The sequence below is a fragment of the Novosphingobium sediminis genome, assembly GCF_007991615.1.
GTDB classification, from domain to species: Bacteria; Pseudomonadota; Alphaproteobacteria; order Sphingomonadales; family Sphingomonadaceae; genus Novosphingobium; species Novosphingobium sediminis.
The window spans coordinates 237,994-253,424 of record NZ_BJYR01000012.1 but is presented as its reverse complement, the minus strand read 5'-3'; the positions used below and the strand labels follow the sequence as shown (position 1 = coordinate 253,424).

Sequence of the window (15,431 nt, the reverse complement as noted above, 5' to 3'; positions counted from 1 at the left end):
CACATGTTCCGACGACCCTCAATCCGCTACGGCAAGACCCCCGAACCGGAAACGCCCTACCAGCGCGCAGCGCAGGTCTGGGACGAGCGCATCGGCTCGGCGCGGATACAGGCGCGAAGCTGGCGCTATGCCTTTTTCGGCGCACTCGGCCTGTCCGCCTGTCTCACCGCGGGGATCGTCTGGCAGGGTTCGCAGGGATCGATCATCCCCTGGGTGGTGCAGGTCGACAAGCTTGGCGAAGCCCAGGCCGTCGCCCCTGCGGTCAGCGACTTTGACCCGAGCGACCCCCAGATCGCATTCCACCTGGCGCGGTTTATCGAGCAGGTGCGCAGCATTCCCGACGATCCGATCATCGTCCGCCAGAACTGGCTGCGCGCCTATGACTTTGTCACCGACCGCGGCGCGCTGGTGCTCAACGATTATGCCCGGACCAACGATCCCTTCGCGGCTGTAGGCCGCGAGCAGGTCGGGATCGATGTCACCAGCGTCATCCGCGCCTCGCCGACCAGCTTCCGCGTTGCCTGGGTCGAGCGCCGCTACCGCGATGGGAGCCTCGCCGAGACCAGTCGCTGGACCGCGATCCTGACGATCACCGTCCAGATCCCGCGCACGCCCGATGCCCTGCGCAAGAACCCGCTCGGCATTTTCGTCAATGCCATCAACTGGTCAAAGGAACTCGGCTCATGATCTCGCCCATTCCCGGTCGCCTTGCGGTGACCCTCCTGCCCATCCTGCTTGGAACAACCGCCTGTCCGGCTTCAGCCCAGGTGGTCGCCTCAGAACCGGCGCCAGTGGTCATCGATGCGGGGACCAGCGCAACAAAGCAGACCCAATCCGAATCGCGGCGAGCCCCCTCCCCCGCCGCGCGCCGCTCCCCCCCATCCTTGCCCCGGGATCGGGTGGGAGCGGCAAACGCTGCAGCGCGCGTGCAGCCCGAGGGCGAGCAGTTCATCAACGCGATCCAGAACTATGCCTGGGCGCCCGGCGCGCTCTATCAGGTCTATGCCGCTCCGGGACAGGTGACCGACATTGCTCTGCAGGAAGGCGAGCAGCTGGTTGGCGCTGGACCTGTCGCTGCCGGTGACACCGTGCGCTGGCTGATCGGCGACACCGTAAGCGGGCGCGGGGCCACTGCCCGCGTCCACATTCTGGTCAAGCCGGTCCGCTCGGACATCACCACCAACCTCGTCATCAATACCGACCGGCGCACCTATCATATCGAGCTGCGCGCCAATCCGTCGGTCTACATGGCGTCGGTCTCCTGGACCTATCCGCAGGACGAACTGATCGCCTTGCAACAGGCGCAGGAAGCCGAGGCGCGCGCCGCGCCGATTGCTGCCAATATTCCGGTCGAGGCGCTCAATTTTGCCTATCGTCTGTCTGGCGATCGGCCTGCGTGGCGACCGGTGCGCGTATTCGATGACGGGCGGCAGACTTTCATCGAGTTTCCCGAAAGCGTTGCGCAAGGGCAGATGCCGCCGCTGTTCGGGCTTGGCGAAGGCAATCAGGCCGAGCTCCTCAACTACCGCGTGTCAGGCCGCTTCATGATCGTCGACCGGCTGCTCGAGCGCGCCGAACTGCGCCTTGGTGACCGCCGTTCGCAGCAGCGCGTCGAGATCCGCAAGGAACGCCGGAGGACGCCGTCATGAGCGACGAAGCTGCTCAAACGCCAGAAGAGGCGGTCAAGCTGCGCGGCGATCCGCCGCGCGTCATGCGGCTGTCGCGCAAGGCCATCGGTATTGCTTCGGCCTGCGGCTTTGCCCTTGTCGGCGGTGCGCTGATCTATGCCCTGCAGCCCGCGAGCCAGGCCGAGCGCGAGGAGTTGCTCAACACCGAAGGCGCGGCGCGGCCCGATGCATTGGCCGATGCCCCTCGCGACTATGGTGATGTCCCCAAGCTTGGCCCGCCCCTGCCCGGCGATCTCGGCGCGCCGATCCTGGCGGCACAACAGCGTGGGGACGTTGCCGAGCTTCCGCCGATTGGCGCTGCGCCGCCCGCAGGCCCTGCGCCAGCGCCCGCGCAAACGGCAGCCGAGACAGAACGGCAGCGGTTGTTGCAGGAACGCAGCGCTGCGCGCGAGAGCCGCCTGTTCTTTGGCGGCGGCGCGGGAGGAGTTGCTGTGAGCGATGGATCTGCGATTGCGGGCGCTGGCAACCCGCCTGCAGTGCCGCAGCTCGCTGCCGAGGCGCCGCGCCCTGCTTTTGCCGAGCGCCCCGTCGAGCGCCGGACGGTGTCAGTCAGTCGGATCGAACCGCCCGCAGGCACCCATGTCTTGCAGGCGGGCAGCATCATTCCTGCGGCACTGATCACCGGGATCCGCTCCGATCTTCCGGGTCAGGTCACCGCGCAGGTCATCGAGCCTGTCTATGACAGCGTCACCGGCCGCATCCTGCTCATCCCCCAGGGGTCCCGGCTGATCGGCGACTATAATGCCGACGTATCTTTCGGCCAGCGCCGGGTACAGCTCGCATGGAACCGGCTGATCCTGCCCGATGGCCGGTCGATCGTGCTCGAACGCCAACCCGGCGGCGACCCATCCGGCTTTGCCGGGCTGCAAGACGGGGTAGACTTCCATTGGGGCGGCGTTCTGCGGGCGGCGCTGGTCTCGACCCTGCTGGGTGTTGGCGGCGAGCTTGGCGCTGGCAATGACGACAATCTCACCCGGGCGCTGCGCCGCGGTTCGCAGGACAGCATCGGCCGCGCAGGCGATCAGGTGGTCAGCCGTGAGCTCGATGTCCGGCCGACACTGACGATCCGTCCGGGTTTTCCGGTGCGCGTGCTGGTGACACGCGACCTGATATTGGGAGGCGGGTCATGACCCGATTGAAATTGGCCGATCTGGCCGACGAAAAGCCAGTCAAAGTAACCGTCGAGCTCTCGTCCCGACTTCACCGTGAACTGCTCGCCTATGGCTTGGCGATCAACGGCGGCGATACCAAAGATGCTCCATCACCCGAGCGACTGATCCCGCCTATGATCGAGCGCTTCATCGCCAACGACCGGTCCTTCGCCAGATTGCGGCGCTCGGGTCAGGCCGGGTAGCGTTCGCTGATCAGTTCAAAGAAACGCTTCAGAGCTGGATTATCGTTATCCTCGCGCCAGTAGAACGCATAGTCGAGCCGCGCAGGGCCGCCCTGGTCCATGATTTCGAGAAACGTCAATTCCGGCCATTGCACCCCGATCGAGGCTTCGGTGGCAAGCGTAATGTACCGGCCGAACGGGACCGTGCTCAGAACGCTTCCGAGGCTGGTGTCCTGCATGATCAGGTGGGCTCGATAGCCCTGATCTGACAATCGACGCTTCAGATTGCGGGCCATTGCGGGGCCTACGCCTTGGCTGGGCAGCACGAAAACCAGTCGGCGCAAATCACTCCAGTGAAGCCCATCCGACTTGGCGAGTTGATGGTCTTTCGGCAAAGCGACAAGCAATCGCTCCGACCAGGCGGAGCGCCGCGAGATGCCAGCGTCGTGTGCGTCTGACGGCATCAGAGCCACGTCAATGATCCGTGCCTTCAGGTCGCTGAGCATCCGCTCGGGATCGGCCTCGATCCCGTCAAACTGAATGTCGGGATGACGCCGCATGTACTCGCCAATGGTCGCACGCATGTTGCCGGCCATCAATGACGCAGAAAAGCCGACCGCGATCCGACCTTCCTCACCATAGCTGACCGCGCGGGCTGTCGTCTGAAGATTGTCGATATCGGTGAGAATGCGCCGGGCAACACTGAGGAACGCCTTGCCTTGTTCGGTCGGTATCGCGCCGCGCGTGCTTCGTTCGAAGAGCTTGATCCCGAGGCGCGCTTCCAGGGCGGCTATTCGTCTGCTCAAGGTCGATTGCTTGATGCGCATTGCTTCGGCGGCGCGTGAGAAATTCTGGGCATCGGCGGTGGCTACCGCAAATCTGAGCTGACGCACTTCGATCATAAGGCTTTGCGACCCTTATCTTTATCCCCGTGCTTCGCGCTATCACCAAAAGCCCGAAGCCCCTAGGTTCCTTTATCCAAGCTACATCGAGCGACGAACAACCGCTGCGCGATGCTATGGCGCGGCCCGATTGAATTATGGGAGCACAACGCAACCGCTTATGTTACATCAGGCCATTACTTCACAATTTCATACGGATCTTCATTTGTTGAGACGAGCGACTAGGCGAACACCTATGTTCGCGTTTCGCCACAATTTTTTTTCAACATTTACATTATATGCCTCCGCCAAAATGAATAAAACAACACGTTAGCCGCAAGAGATTTATCTGTGCGGAGATCAAGCGCCTCATTCTTCGGCGCTCGCCTGATATGCCGCCGGGTTAACGCCGAAACGCGTGGTAAAGGCACGCGAAAAACTGCTTGGGCTCGCATAGCCCACGCCGCGCGCGACTTGCTCGACGGATGCGCGGCTACGCAGCAACCGGTCTGCCGCAGCGAGCAAGCGCAGTTCGCGCAGCACTGTGGCGGGAGGGTGTCCGAACGACGCCTGGAACCGCTTAATGAAGGCCGACCGACTTAAGCATGCCAGCTGCGCCAGGGACATCACACTGTGCGCCGCACCGGGCTCATGCACCATGGCGCTGAAGGCACGCATCACCTGCTCATCGCTAACCAGATCAAGCGCACCAAGCCAACTCTGCTGTTCGGCGAGCCCGCGGCGCAACAGTATCACCAAAACCTGGCGCAGCATCGCTGCGGCCATCGTCCGGCCGCCCGTGTTGTTCCCACTGAGTTCGGTGCGGATCAATGGCATCAGACTGCCGACACTATCTTTGCCGGAATGCTCCACCACCGGTGCATCAAGCGCACCGAACAGGTCGCGATCGCCAGCCTGTATTGCACGGAAATGGCCGCAGACGATCTTCAGCGCTGGCTCGTCACTTCCTGCCTGCCAGCGCTTCAGTGTGGGTTGTCCAAGGTCGATGGTTACCGCGACCACACCCCCACAACCTGTCCGTGCCTCTGGAGTAGGCCGCGCCTGGATGCGGTAAGGGGTGTCCCGCGGGGTAACAAGCAGCGTTTCCGGGCCGAAGGGAACAGGCGCGCCCGACCCTAACACCAGTTCACCTTCGCCATGCAACACATAGTGAAGACCTGATGCCGGGGTGGCTGAAAAGGCCAACGCCCAAGCGGGGGCAATGAAGCATTCGGAAAAAGCGATCGGCTCGACACGCAGTTGATCGAACAGCGCATCAAGGTCGATTCGCGACAAGAGACGTTTGGACAAGAGAAAGAGCCCTTCTGCACAAATATTTGATCTACATGGCTTTCATCATGAAGAGACAAGCATTGCGTTAGCGAATGCCTACGTCAACAGGGAGATATCTCATGCACATTCCGAAGGGTTCGCTGCTGTTTGCAGCCTCGGCGCTTTTGTTGGCCGGGTGTAGCGAGGCGACCGAAACGAGAGCGGAAAAAGGAACCACCAATAGCGGCGCTGACGCCGCAGGCACCTTGCGCGTACCTGCCGATTATCGTGATACCTATCAATATCTCGGCACTTGGGCTGTGGCGGCCGATGGCACACCCGGATCAAAGGAGATGCATATCGTCTATGCCTCGCCCGGTGCTGCAGCCGGGCATCGCGCTACCGGCACGTTCGCGGACGGCACGACGCTAGTAAAAGAGGTGTTCGAGGCGACGACGGGACCAATGACAACGGGCACTGTCAGCCATACGAAAGCCTTGAAAGGCTGGTTCGTTATGGTGAAGGACAGCAAGAACAGCCATCCCGACAACAAGTTGTGGGGCGACGGCTGGGGCTGGGCATGGTTTGATCAGGGCGCCCCGACCAAGACGAAATCGACCGATTACAAGACCGATTGTCTGACTTGCCACTTGCCAGCCAATGCGACTGACTCGATTTATGTCGATGGCTATCCGGTGCTCAAGAAATAAGCGGAGCGGTGCCTCTGTTGGGATCCGCACACCGCCTCGCCTTGCGACAAGCGGGCCCGCTTTCACGGGCTCAACGCTGTTGGCTGATTCTGCAAAGGTCAGAATAGTGAGGAATTGAGTTCCGTACGCGTAATTTTTCTGTCGACTGGATCATGGCGCTGAGGGCGTTGGGCTATGGCTCAGGTCGTGGAGCGCCAAACTCCAGACGTGGCAAACCCTGCATGCCGTGATCGGGGCATGCAGGGTGGCATTGTTGATAACAACTCTTGTGTCCTTGATAGACGTGCTCAGGCAGCGGCGTTCTTTCGGCCTGATTGGTTGGCTCGCGAGGTACGGGTAACCACCGCGATCACGCCAGCTGCCATAACCGGGTAGTAGATCGAAGCCAGAGCGGTGAAGCCAAGCAAGAATGGCGCGGCAATGAAGGCTACTCCTGCGGCAAGATCGAGCAACAAGTGTGCATCGAACGACACCAGCTTGACCGCACCGAATGCATAGTCAGTGAGCAGGCTGTAGGCAATCAAGCCCGCCCCACCGGCAACAGAGAGCCAAAGCTCAATACCCTGAAAGCCGAGCAGGAATGGCAGCGCAATAAGGGCGGCAGCGGCGACATAGTCAAGCACGCCATGCAGCGCAGGGGTAAGGAATTGCAGTTTCATGGCAAGGGTTCCCTATGGAAGTGATTGAGGAGCGGGCCGATGTCCTGCACCGGCCCGCACGCATTATGATCAGGCCGCAACCGCCACATCGACGACCGGGAAATCGATCTTGGTCTGGGCGACGTTGTTCATGAAGTTGGTCAGAACATTGTGCGCGACGTTACCGACGATTTCGACGATGCGGGCGTCGTCGAGGCCGGCAAGGCGGGCTGCTGACAGATCGCTGTCGCTCACCTGACCGCGTGTTTCAACGATGCGCAAGGCAAGCGTCGCGATCGCATCGTCGAGGGGATCTTGGCCCTTGCCCAGACGGGCGGCGCGGATAGCCTCTGGCGAAAGGCCGGCACCTTTCCCGAGCAGCGTGTGCGCCGACAGACAATAGTGGCAGCTGTTGTACTGGGCGACGGCAAGCGCAACGATTTCGCGCTGTGCAGCGGTCAGCACACCACTTCCCAGTGCATCTGCGAAGGCGAGGTTGCCATTCAACACGGCAGGAGCATGAGCGAAGGTCGCAAAAAGGTTCGGGACCATGCCAATCTTCGCCTTAACAGCGCCGAGGGTGGCCTGGACGCCGGTGTCGGCAGTGGCGAGTTCTACGGGGTTGATGCGGGGCATTTGCGTTTCCTCTGTTGGTCAGTGCGGGCTTGCACAACGCCTCTATCGGCTGTTATCGGTGCAGATTGGTGCCAACTTCATTGCAGATCGTTCACATGGACATCTTTGCCGCTCTCTTTGCCCACACTGCCCCGAGCGCCCGGACATTCTTTACCGGCAACTTGTGTACGACCGCGCAATTTGCCGATTGCGGCTACCTCCACCTTCTCAAGAGCGGCGCGTTGACGCTGAGCCGATCTGGCGAGGCCGATCTCATTCTGAACGAACCAACGCTGCTCTTCTTCCCGCGCGGACAGGCGCATCGGTTCACTGGCGCTGCGGAAGGCGGGGCTGATCTGGTCTGCGCGAAGGTCGATCTGGGCGGCGATAATGGCAACCCGATTGGCGAAGGACTGCCCGACCTTGTCATCCTGCCGCTGGCCGAGAACCCGACGCTGGGGCCCGCCTGCGATCTTCTGCTTGTCGAAGGATTTGGCGACAATAATGGGCGTCAGGCCGCCATCGACCATTTGTTCGACTATCTCTTGATCCTGGTAGTGCGTCATGTTGTCGCCAGTGGCCTGGTGAATGATGGTGTGCTGGGCGGCCTTGCCGATCCGCGATTGGCCAAGGCGCTGACGGCGATGCACGAACAGCCAAGGCATTCGTGGACTCTTGATGATCTGGCAGAGGTGGCCGGCATGTCGCGCACCCGTTTTGCCACGCATTTTCGCGCCTGCGTTGGGCGGACGCCGATCGACTATCTGACCCGGTGGCGAATGACGATTGCGCGTGACCTTCTTGCCGCAGGCAAGCCGGTCAAGACCGTGGCCGACAGCGTCGGATATGATAGTGCCGCAGCCTTCTCACGGGTGTTCGCTCGCGTCACGGGCGAAGCACCGCGCCAAGTGAAGCAGAGATTAAGGTAACATGATCAGTTGGTAGATATGGATGCGGCAGTGAACGCGAGACCGCCTGGACATGGATCGCGCGGCGGCATGGCTGAATGCTGGGCTAGGATGCAAGCTGCGGTACCCAACACCAGCATTGCGCGCGCGTTCGATTGAGCGAGCACCTTCCGCCTTGGCCGATCAGTATCGCTGATAGGACCGCATGCCGGAAAGACGGATCGAACTAGGACATAAATGGGGATCATTGGATATGGCGCTCAGACGGGACGGAGGCGCGTTATGACCCCGAATGGTGCATCGCTGGGCTCGAAAACATTGCTGTGCGTCCCAATCAGGGCACATTGCACTGTGCGTTGACGCCGTGAACCTAGCCAACCGGCTTTGCCAAATCCAACTCAACAGCCGGTACCTGCTCCATCGTCGCCTTCCTGTCTGACTTATTCGCAGAAGATCCCGTAAAGTGGAGACCCCTCCACCACATTAAATGGGCCCTTTTCCGACCGCTTGTCACTTGCCCATTGGCGGTCGCCTCACTTTGAAAGCCACGGCAACTATGGACGGTAGACACGACTGCATTGGTATGACCTGTTCGATAGCCTCGCGGACGCGGCACCCTGCTGGAAATGAACCCGTCGCCCGACAGCAAACCTGTTTGATCGCCTGCTATCACCGCCGACACACCGGAATGATGCAGCCGTCTTGGTCAACCCAGCGCCAATAACACCGATCCCAGTCATCGCCACTAATTGGAACGACCCGCCAGCCCAGCCCTTCCGCATGGGTAGCCCAGCACCGAACCGAGAAGCCCTCGTTCGCCAAATTGCCCCACGAGGGGATCCAAGCGCCTACCAATGGCTTGGCGGTCGCCTAAAACACTGACAAGCCTACTCGTGTGGGGCAGTGCCTATTCGCATTCCAATTGCATCGCGCAACATTGGCAGAACATTGTGCTCGAACCATGGGTTGCGTTTCATCCAGCCCATACTACGCCAGGATGGATGCGGAAGCGGAAAGTAGTGCGGCAGGTACTCGTGAAATTTACCAACACGTTCAGTCAGCGATTGTTTTTTGTCCTCGACCAAGTAGCGCTGGTGTGCATAGCTTCCAACGAGCAGCGTCAATCGCGCGGGTGGAAGCACGGCCATGACGCGATCATGCCACATTGGTGCACATTCGAGGCGCGGCGGCAAATCGCCACTGCTCCCGGTGCCGGGATAGCAAAAGCCCATCGACACAAGTGCGACCTGCGCGGGATCGTAAAAAATATCGGGCGTAAGCCCCGTCCACTCGCGCAGCCGCTCGCCGCTTGCGTCATCCCAGGCAATGCCGCTCTCATGGACGCGCGCGCCGGGCGCCTGACCGATGATGACAATTGTGGAGGTTACGCTGAACTGAACGATCGGGCGCGGTCCGGCTGGCAGATGCTCAGCGCACAGGGTGCACGCTTGAATGTCTTCCAGCAAGCAATCGGATGATCTCATAACAGGCATCCCGCTACCTCCGATCCACGGACGAGTTTGCGGCAAGATAAGCAATAATGTCGCGCCGTTGCGCGGCGTCGGAGACAGTCGAAAACATTTTCGAGCCTGGCGCCATTTTTTGAGGTCCCTGCAGCCATAAATCGATCCGCGCCGGCGTCCAAACGCCAGTCAATTTCTTGAGTGCCGGAGAATAAGCATAGCCTGGTACCGTTGCGATCCGACGTCCAATGAGACCACGGTGCGCCGGGCCGATACGGTTTGCCTCGATGGAATGGCATCCGCCACATTTTGCTTGATAAAGCGCCTGGCCATTTGCGAGATTGGCCACCGCTTGCGCCGGCGCGGCGGTGGGGACAAACACCAGTCCGGCCCCGGCCAGGATCGCGCAAACCGCGACCCCGGCCTCGATGCGTTTGCGATTTGCCATATCAGCCAAACAGATACGCAGATTTGGGCATCGCGCCGCCCGCCGCGTTGTTGAGAATGGCCCAGTGAACCGCTTCGTCTGTGCTGAGTTGCGCGAAGAGATGTGCCAGCTTGTGGTCCTGCAACGCAGCGATCTGGCCGACATAGGCGTTCGTCGCGCCCTGTTCGAGGCCGGCAGCAAACTTAACGACATCGCCTTCGGACTTGAGCGCGCCGATGTTAAGTGCCGAAATATACTCGGCATCGGTCTTGGGTTCGACAGGCTTTGCACCAGCCGTCGCGATCAGCTTGGCAAGTGAATCGCGGTGCCCCTCGTGATGGCCGAGGAAAACCAGTGCAACGTCGAGCACGCCCTTGCTGAGCAGCCCGCTTCCACCGGCAATGCGATAGGCAGCGATACCTTCATGTTCAAGTGCAAGAGCACCCTGCATCACGCCAACATCTGAGCTGTCGGTATCGCCGCGGCGCGCAATCTTGCGTGGCGCGGCCAGCAACGGTGCGTCAAGGGTGGCGAGCCCAAGCCCAGCAGCGGCAATTCCAGCTGAACGGAACAGGGCACGGCGGGACTGGATGGCAACTTCATTTTCATTGGACATGAGATTTCCCTCTGTTGGAGTAGTAAATTACCCTCGCGCTGTGCGCCGGGATTCAAGTCGAAACGGAGCCAATCGGGTCGCCCGAGATCAGGCCTGGGTGTAGTATTTTTCTGAGACGATCTTGCCGTCCTGCCAGGTGCGCACGAGCGTTTCGTGCCAGATGATCGGGCTGCCATCACCGGCCGTCATCTTGAACGTCCATTCGCTCGCCGAGAAATTGTCCCCGACGGCCTGGCCGTGCAACGTCGCGCTTTCGAAGCTCTTCAGGCTCGCGAAAAAGCCTTCAAGATGTGCGCGCTCTGCGTCCTTCGACGTGCGGCTTGCGCCATCGGGTTCGATGAATACGCAATTGTCGGCATAGTACTGGTCGATCGACTCAAGGATTCTGCCCTGAGCGGTGAGCGCGTTTGATGCGCTTTCGGCAGCTTCTATTGGATTGGTCATTGGCTTTTCCTTCGGATTGAATGTGATTGAAGACTGAGTTGGGCCGGTTCGCTGGGGGCGGCGAACCGGCCCGTTCGGGTCGCCTAAACAAACAAGGCGCTCCGCGAACGCATCAGCGGGAGATCATTTTCGGTCCCCGCGATATGGTTGAAGTAGTTCGTGAAAATGCTGAGTGTGATGTTCGCGACAGTCTCGACACCGGCCTCATGATCGAAACCGGCGTGGTGAGCGTTGCGAGTTGAGCTGCCGTTGTCTGGCCACGTAGGCGAACGTCTTCGCGTGCGACGCCCGACAGAGCGGCGGTCTTGGGATATGACGATCTGCCAATCAAATTCCTGGCCATTTCGTCGGACGAAAGACCTGCTCCCTTGCCGCGTCCCGTATGCACCGAAGCGCAATAATCGCACGCATTGGCACCGGCGACAGCGAGCGCAATCTGCTTGCGGTTCACATTTGACAGGCTTCCTGCGGCGAGTGCCCCGGCAACTCCAGGACAACCACTGCGCCCGGCCGGTGATTGCGCCATGGTGGCAAAAATTTTTGGCAAGCCGCCCATCTGCTTCTTCACCGCATACAGCAGGTCTTGGGTTTTCGACGGCGCAGACGCGGCATCAGTCTGGGGAATGGTCTCCACTACAAATCTCCGGAGCGGTTCCTGGCGAAGGGTTAGCAGTTCCGTCGATGCTTGGTTGCGCTTCGGTGGGAGGTAACGCAATGCCGTGGCGCCATTTTACGATTTCTGGTCAATTCATTGGGATGACCTGCAACGTTTCACGAATAGTCTTGTGGATTTAGCGGACGCCGGTGCTATGCAACCAGCATGACCGATGTACTCAGCGACGTGCTCGACACAGTAGCACTGAAAGCCGCAATTTACTTTCGCACCGATTTTTACCCGGCGTTTAGTATCGCCGTCCCTAGCTACAGGCGTGCAGCGCGCTTTCACCTGGTGGTACAAGGGACGTGCTACGTCACCCTCGCCGATGGGACGCGCACAAAGTTGCGAGCTGGCGATCTTGCCCTTGTTCCCGGCGGCGCTGGCCATTTGCTGTCGAGCAGCGAAACCGTTGAAGGGCAACCGCTTGGCGATGTCATACAGCAAGCAGGCTTCACGGGCTCGGGGCCGTTCATCGTCGGGAGCGGCGAAGCCGGCGAATCCTGCCAAATGGTATGCGGCCATTTCTCCTTTGCCGATGGTGCAGACCACCCGTTGCTGCGTTCGATACCGGACTTGTTGCATGTTACCGCAGCGGACCGTGCATCACGGCCCATGCTTGACGACGTTCTGCGCCTGCTTGTGCGCCGCATGTTTGAGGGCGAACCGGGAGCCACAGCCAGCGTCAGCCGCCTGTCCGAGGTGCTGTTCATCGAGGCGATACACGCCGGCATCGCGCAGGCGCCCGAAATCAGCCGTTTGATGTCCGCTGTCTACGATCCTCAGATCGGCAAAGCACTCAGCCTTATTCACGGTGATGTCGCCCATGGATGGACTGTCGAAAGCCTAGCGGCGGCCGTGGGAATGTCGCGCAGCCGCTTCGCCGAGCGCTTTCGCGAGCTGGTTGGCAGTGGCCCGATGGCCTATATAGTGGACTGGAGGCTTCAGCGTGCGCTCAACCTACTCGCGGAAAGCAATGTCCCGATAAAAACGGTTGCCAATCGCGTTGGCTATCGCTCGGCTGCCGCCTTCACCCGTGCGTTTTCAGAGCGCTTCGGCTGTTCGCCCAAAGAGCGAAGGATGAGCAGCAACGCAGCGTAGAAGTGGCGAAGCCATCGCGGTCGACTGCACAAACTAATGCTTGCTTTTGATTAATCAACTTGTCGATCCTGTTCATGGCTGTTAGAATGTCGATGTATTTGCCCGAATTCAAGCTATTGATAGGCGATCTAATCAGCCGGTGAGGAAAGATACGGCAAATGCTCCATCTGAGCAATAGGGTGGTGCGTTACCATCGGATTGGTGCATGGGCGTCAGACCTGTATACGCCTAGGGTCCCGCATCCTCGAGCAATTCCAGTCGCCGCGTGAAGTTATCAGACTGCTCGTCATGCAACTCGAGAAAGCGATTGGCCTCTTTGACAATCCGCGCCTCTACCACCGCTTCGCGGTCGATTTTTGCCTGGGCGTGGAGCCACTCGGTGACTTCCAGCCAATCCCAGAGAGGACTGTTGGAGGTGACGCGTGCAACCGGATTGGGGAAGCCTGAGCCACGTTCCGCCTTGGTATAGAGCGAGATCGCCTGACGGGTGAGACCTGAGCGCTCGGCAATGTCACTGAGGTTCACCAGATAATCCGGCTCGACCCGTTCGATCTTGGCACCCGTTTTGAGTATATCCTTATAAGCGGTTGTGACAGCTTTGGAAAATGACACAGCTTGACGGGCGAACTCGGCGATGATCACGCCCTTCTGGAACGAAAGCGTCGCGTCGTCGCAACCGGCCTCGAAGAAGCGGTCTTCGTAGCCGTCCGCCTCGGGATCGAGGCCGGAGGCGACAATCGTGAACTCATGCGTCTTCATCTCACTCACTCCGCTTGCCCGTGCGGGCACCGCGCCACATCCCGTCGTATAGCCTTGGCATGGTTCTCCGCATTGCGCGGCGTGCTCCACACCGAGACCATGCAACCGTCCCGGTCAGCCCAAGCGCAGTAGAGCCGCCCCCAGGCGTGGCCACTGATCGGAACGACCCGCCAGCCCAGTGTTTCCGCATGGGCAACAGCAGCTTCAATCTCCTTGTTCGGATGGCGTGGCCTAGCCATTCAACCGACCTCCTTATCGCCTATCTGTTGACAAATGTCAACGGTATCTGCGGTGCCCCTTTTGTTTCACTGCCGTGCTGCTCCGCTGCGTTCGACGCGGGCCGAGAGGCGCAGCTAGCCATGGTCTGGAATCAGACCATGCGTCTCATTGGCCTATGTCGACAGGATGGACCGCAGCTTCGCGTCCCAAGCATCGAGAGCGGTGCGCTTCTCATCGTCATATTTGTAGCGGTTGTAGATCCCCGCGACCCCTGCCCTTGTTCCGCTGATATGGTTGAGCACGCTTTCTGTCACCTCGACGGGGACTCTCAGCGACTGGAGATGGGTTGCGCCGGTTCTGCGGATATCGTGTAGTCGCCAGTTCGGAACGTCTACCTGGTCGGGGTCTCCTCCGTCCTCGATCTGCTTCGCCTTCAGGTGCGCGATCATGTCCTTGTGGAGAGCCGCCCTTCCCTTGAAGAATCCCGAGACGGGGGTCGTGCCAGTGGTCGTGAATACGAGGCCCTTGCGCTTCGGGCCAAGCAGCTGCAGCTCTGCCAAAGCGAGGCTTGTCAGCGGTATGACATGTTCCTGATCATTCTTCGCCCGATCGGCCGGCAAGGTCCATCTACGCGCATCGATGTCGATTTCGGACCAGTCCATCTCGGCAACTTCCTGACGCCGTTGCATCGTCAGGATCAGCATCCGGACGAACGGCCCCCACGGCCATCCGGAATTCTCGGTCGCCCTCCACAAGGCGACAACCTCCTCGTCACTGAGCACCCTGCGCCGCGATGGAACGGCCTTCGGAGCCTTCATCCCGGCCAGCGGCGAGACATCGATATCCTGCCGGTCGGTCGCCCAGTTGAAGAACTTGCGCAGGAGCGAGTGGATCTCCTTGCGTCGCGCAGGGCGATCAGAATACTCGTCCAGCACCTTCACGATATCGGCGCGGGTGATCTCGTGGACGGGTCGGTTCCCCCAGCGTGGAATAAACACGTTGTTGATCGTGCATTGCGCCGAGCCCCACGTCCCCCGCCAGTTCGGCTTGAGATAGAGCTCAACGAACCTTTCGCTGTAGGTCCGAAAGTTCAGCGTCTCCTTCTTCCGCTTGGCTTCGCGTTTGGCTTCGACCGGATCGATCCCCTGATAGACCTGGACCAGCAATCGCTCGGCTTCCTTGCGCGCCGTGGCCGGCGTCCATGGACTACCAACGGGCCCGATCGTTTTGCGTCGGGCAGGCCCGCCGTCGACCCGATACTGGAACACAAACGATTGTGCTCCTCTTGGCGTGACGCGAAGTCCGAAACCCTTTAGCCGGGGGTCCCACACGTAAATGTCGCGGTGCGGGTCCGGTGTGACCGACTGGATTGTTCGCAGTGTGATTGATTGATTCGGCATGATCTGACGCTCGTCCACGTAATCGCCACGTAATCAGATGTCGGGATTACGATGGCGTAGCGAAGGGTAATCCACGGCGGATTTATTCCAACCGTTTCAAGCCCTTGAGCGTAGTTTGGCGTAGTATTGGAAAGGAACGAAAAGGGCACAAAGCTCCGCTCTTAATCAGCGGGTCCTAGGTTCGAGCCCTAGTGCGTCCACCATTCCCCACCTATATCAGTGAGTTAACGAAAAGCAGCGGAAGCTGCTTTCGATGACCGTCACTGCTAGGCCGCGGACAAAGTCCTCCCCACCTTGCCAAC

General features: G+C 60.2%; 19 protein-coding genes. 7 read left to right on the top strand and 12 right to left on the bottom strand.

What is annotated here, in order from left to right:
* Positions 1-3: 3 nt before the first annotated feature.
* Genes trbF through NSE01_RS09615 form a run of 4 tightly spaced genes read left to right on the top strand, consistent with a single transcriptional unit; the run spans position 4 to position 3,042 of the window.
* Complete coding sequence (gene trbF, locus NSE01_RS09630; protein ID WP_147159366.1) at positions 4-687, top strand: conjugal transfer protein TrbF; 684 nt, start codon at positions 4-6, stop codon at positions 685-687.
* Entirely contained in the window at positions 684-1,649 is a 966-nt protein-coding gene (gene trbG, locus NSE01_RS09625; RefSeq protein ID WP_147159365.1) for a P-type conjugative transfer protein TrbG, read from the top strand. The genes trbF and trbG overlap by 4 nt, the downstream gene beginning before the upstream one ends.
* Positions 1,646-2,818 carry a TraB/TrbI/VirB10 family type IV secretion system protein gene (locus NSE01_RS09620; RefSeq protein WP_147159364.1) on the top strand — a complete coding sequence of 391 codons (1,173 nt, stop codon included), beginning with the start codon at positions 1,646-1,648 and terminating at the stop codon, positions 2,816-2,818. Before trbG ends, NSE01_RS09620 begins: the two co-directional genes overlap by 4 nt.
* Positions 2,815-3,042: a DUF2274 domain-containing protein gene (locus NSE01_RS09615; protein ID WP_147159363.1), complete on the top strand. Its 228-nt coding sequence runs from the start codon at positions 2,815-2,817 to the stop codon at positions 3,040-3,042. Before NSE01_RS09620 ends, NSE01_RS09615 begins: the two co-directional genes overlap by 4 nt.
* Here the strand turns inward: NSE01_RS09615 and NSE01_RS09610 are convergent.
* Both NSE01_RS09610 and NSE01_RS09605 read right to left on the bottom strand, forming a co-directional pair.
* A complete protein-coding gene (locus NSE01_RS09610; protein WP_147159362.1) occupies positions 3,030-3,923 on the bottom strand; it encodes a LysR family transcriptional regulator in 894 nt (297 codons plus the stop codon). The two genes, NSE01_RS09615 and NSE01_RS09610, sit on opposite strands and share 13 nt — an antisense overlap.
* A 348-nt stretch (positions 3,924-4,271) precedes the next feature.
* Positions 4,272-5,213 (bottom strand): AraC family transcriptional regulator, encoded by a 942-nt coding sequence (locus NSE01_RS09605; RefSeq protein WP_147159361.1) that lies wholly within the window; start codon positions 5,211-5,213, stop codon positions 4,272-4,274.
* Positions 5,214-5,314: 101 nt separating this feature from the next.
* Here NSE01_RS09605 and NSE01_RS09600 point away from each other — a divergent pair, with 101 nt between their 5' ends.
* Positions 5,315-5,884, top strand: a complete 570-nt coding sequence (locus NSE01_RS09600; RefSeq protein WP_147159360.1) for a cytochrome P460 family protein — start codon at positions 5,315-5,317, stop codon at positions 5,882-5,884.
* 287 nt (positions 5,885-6,171) lie between these two features.
* On the opposite strand, the gene NSE01_RS09595 is transcribed toward NSE01_RS09600, so the two are convergent.
* Positions 6,172-6,543, bottom strand: coding sequence for an SPW repeat domain-containing protein (locus NSE01_RS09595; protein ID WP_147159359.1), 372 nt, complete (start codon positions 6,541-6,543; stop codon positions 6,172-6,174).
* Positions 6,544-6,612: 69 nt separating this feature from the next.
* Positions 6,613-7,158 (bottom strand): carboxymuconolactone decarboxylase family protein, encoded by a 546-nt coding sequence (locus NSE01_RS09590; protein WP_058456592.1) that lies wholly within the window; start codon positions 7,156-7,158, stop codon positions 6,613-6,615.
* Positions 7,159-7,253: 95 nt separating this feature from the next.
* Here NSE01_RS09590 and NSE01_RS09585 point away from each other — a divergent pair, with 95 nt between their 5' ends.
* Entirely contained in the window at positions 7,254-8,066 is an 813-nt protein-coding gene (locus NSE01_RS09585) for an AraC family transcriptional regulator (RefSeq protein WP_058456591.1), read from the top strand.
* 866 nt (positions 8,067-8,932) lie between these two features.
* Here the strand turns inward: NSE01_RS09585 and NSE01_RS09580 are convergent.
* The 5 genes from NSE01_RS09580 to NSE01_RS09560 all read right to left on the bottom strand — a co-directional run bounded on the left by NSE01_RS09580 (position 8,933) and on the right by NSE01_RS09560 (position 11,629).
* Positions 8,933-9,511: a uracil-DNA glycosylase family protein gene (locus NSE01_RS09580; RefSeq protein WP_307725973.1), complete on the bottom strand. Its 579-nt coding sequence runs from the start codon at positions 9,509-9,511 to the stop codon at positions 8,933-8,935.
* A 31-nt stretch (positions 9,512-9,542) separates the two neighbouring features.
* Positions 9,543-9,956: a c-type cytochrome gene (locus NSE01_RS09575; RefSeq protein WP_147159410.1), complete on the bottom strand. Its 414-nt coding sequence runs from the start codon at positions 9,954-9,956 to the stop codon at positions 9,543-9,545.
* A 1-nt stretch (position 9,957) separates the two neighbouring features.
* A complete protein-coding gene (locus tag NSE01_RS09570) occupies positions 9,958-10,551 on the bottom strand; it encodes a ferritin-like domain-containing protein (protein WP_147159357.1) in 594 nt (197 codons plus the stop codon).
* 87 nt (positions 10,552-10,638) lie between these two features.
* Complete coding sequence (locus NSE01_RS09565) at positions 10,639-10,995, bottom strand: nuclear transport factor 2 family protein (protein ID WP_066649008.1); 357 nt, start codon at positions 10,993-10,995, stop codon at positions 10,639-10,641.
* Between the two features lie 112 nt (positions 10,996-11,107).
* A complete protein-coding gene (locus NSE01_RS09560; protein WP_147159356.1) occupies positions 11,108-11,629 on the bottom strand; it encodes a carboxymuconolactone decarboxylase family protein in 522 nt (173 codons plus the stop codon).
* A gap of 186 nt (positions 11,630-11,815) precedes the next feature.
* On the opposite strand from NSE01_RS09560, the gene NSE01_RS09555 reads away from it, so the two are divergent.
* On the top strand, positions 11,816-12,751 hold the full coding sequence (locus tag NSE01_RS09555) for an AraC family transcriptional regulator (RefSeq protein WP_058454719.1): 936 nt from the start codon (positions 11,816-11,818) through the stop codon (positions 12,749-12,751).
* A gap of 228 nt (positions 12,752-12,979) precedes the next feature.
* On the opposite strand, the gene NSE01_RS09550 is transcribed toward NSE01_RS09555, so the two are convergent.
* From NSE01_RS09550 to NSE01_RS09540, 3 genes are all read right to left on the bottom strand, one after another.
* Positions 12,980-13,510 carry a helix-turn-helix transcriptional regulator gene (locus tag NSE01_RS09550; protein WP_147159355.1) on the bottom strand — a complete coding sequence of 177 codons (531 nt, stop codon included), beginning with the start codon at positions 13,508-13,510 and terminating at the stop codon, positions 12,980-12,982.
* A 5-nt stretch (positions 13,511-13,515) separates the two neighbouring features.
* Entirely contained in the window at positions 13,516-13,749 is a 234-nt protein-coding gene (locus NSE01_RS09545; RefSeq protein WP_081095135.1) for a hypothetical protein, read from the bottom strand.
* 153 nt (positions 13,750-13,902) lie between these two features.
* Complete coding sequence (locus NSE01_RS09540) at positions 13,903-15,147, bottom strand: tyrosine-type recombinase/integrase (protein ID WP_147159354.1); 1,245 nt, start codon at positions 15,145-15,147, stop codon at positions 13,903-13,905.
* Positions 15,148-15,431: the final 284 nt, after the last annotated feature.

Bases quoted from the DNA above. Each gene is read 5' to 3' on its own strand.
- trbF (WP_147159366.1), top strand. From the start codon at position 4: ATGTTCCGACGACCCTCAATCCGCTACGGCAAGACCCCCGAACCGGAA.
- trbG (WP_147159365.1), top strand. From the start codon at position 684: ATGATCTCGCCCATTCCCGGTCGCCTTGCGGTGACCCTCCTGCCCATC.
- NSE01_RS09620 (WP_147159364.1), top strand. From the start codon at position 1,646: ATGAGCGACGAAGCTGCTCAAACGCCAGAAGAGGCGGTCAAGCTGCGC.
- NSE01_RS09615 (WP_147159363.1), top strand. From the start codon at position 2,815: ATGACCCGATTGAAATTGGCCGATCTGGCCGACGAAAAGCCAGTCAAA.
- NSE01_RS09610 (WP_147159362.1), bottom strand. From the start codon at position 3,923: ATGATCGAAGTGCGTCAGCTCAGATTTGCGGTAGCCACCGCCGATGCC.
- NSE01_RS09600 (WP_147159360.1), top strand. From the start codon at position 5,315: ATGCACATTCCGAAGGGTTCGCTGCTGTTTGCAGCCTCGGCGCTTTTG.
- NSE01_RS09595 (WP_147159359.1), bottom strand. From the start codon at position 6,543: ATGAAACTGCAATTCCTTACCCCTGCGCTGCATGGCGTGCTTGACTAT.
- NSE01_RS09590 (WP_058456592.1), bottom strand. From the start codon at position 7,158: ATGCCCCGCATCAACCCCGTAGAACTCGCCACTGCCGACACCGGCGTC.
- NSE01_RS09585 (WP_058456591.1), top strand. From the start codon at position 7,254: ATGGACATCTTTGCCGCTCTCTTTGCCCACACTGCCCCGAGCGCCCGG.
- NSE01_RS09575 (WP_147159410.1), bottom strand. From the start codon at position 9,956: ATGGCAAATCGCAAACGCATCGAGGCCGGGGTCGCGGTTTGCGCGATC.
- NSE01_RS09570 (WP_147159357.1), bottom strand. From the start codon at position 10,551: ATGTCCAATGAAAATGAAGTTGCCATCCAGTCCCGCCGTGCCCTGTTC.
- NSE01_RS09565 (WP_066649008.1), bottom strand. From the start codon at position 10,995: ATGACCAATCCAATAGAAGCTGCCGAAAGCGCATCAAACGCGCTCACC.
- NSE01_RS09555 (WP_058454719.1), top strand. From the start codon at position 11,816: ATGACCGATGTACTCAGCGACGTGCTCGACACAGTAGCACTGAAAGCC.
- NSE01_RS09550 (WP_147159355.1), bottom strand. From the start codon at position 13,510: ATGAAGACGCATGAGTTCACGATTGTCGCCTCCGGCCTCGATCCCGAG.
- NSE01_RS09545 (WP_081095135.1), bottom strand. From the start codon at position 13,749: ATGGCTAGGCCACGCCATCCGAACAAGGAGATTGAAGCTGCTGTTGCC.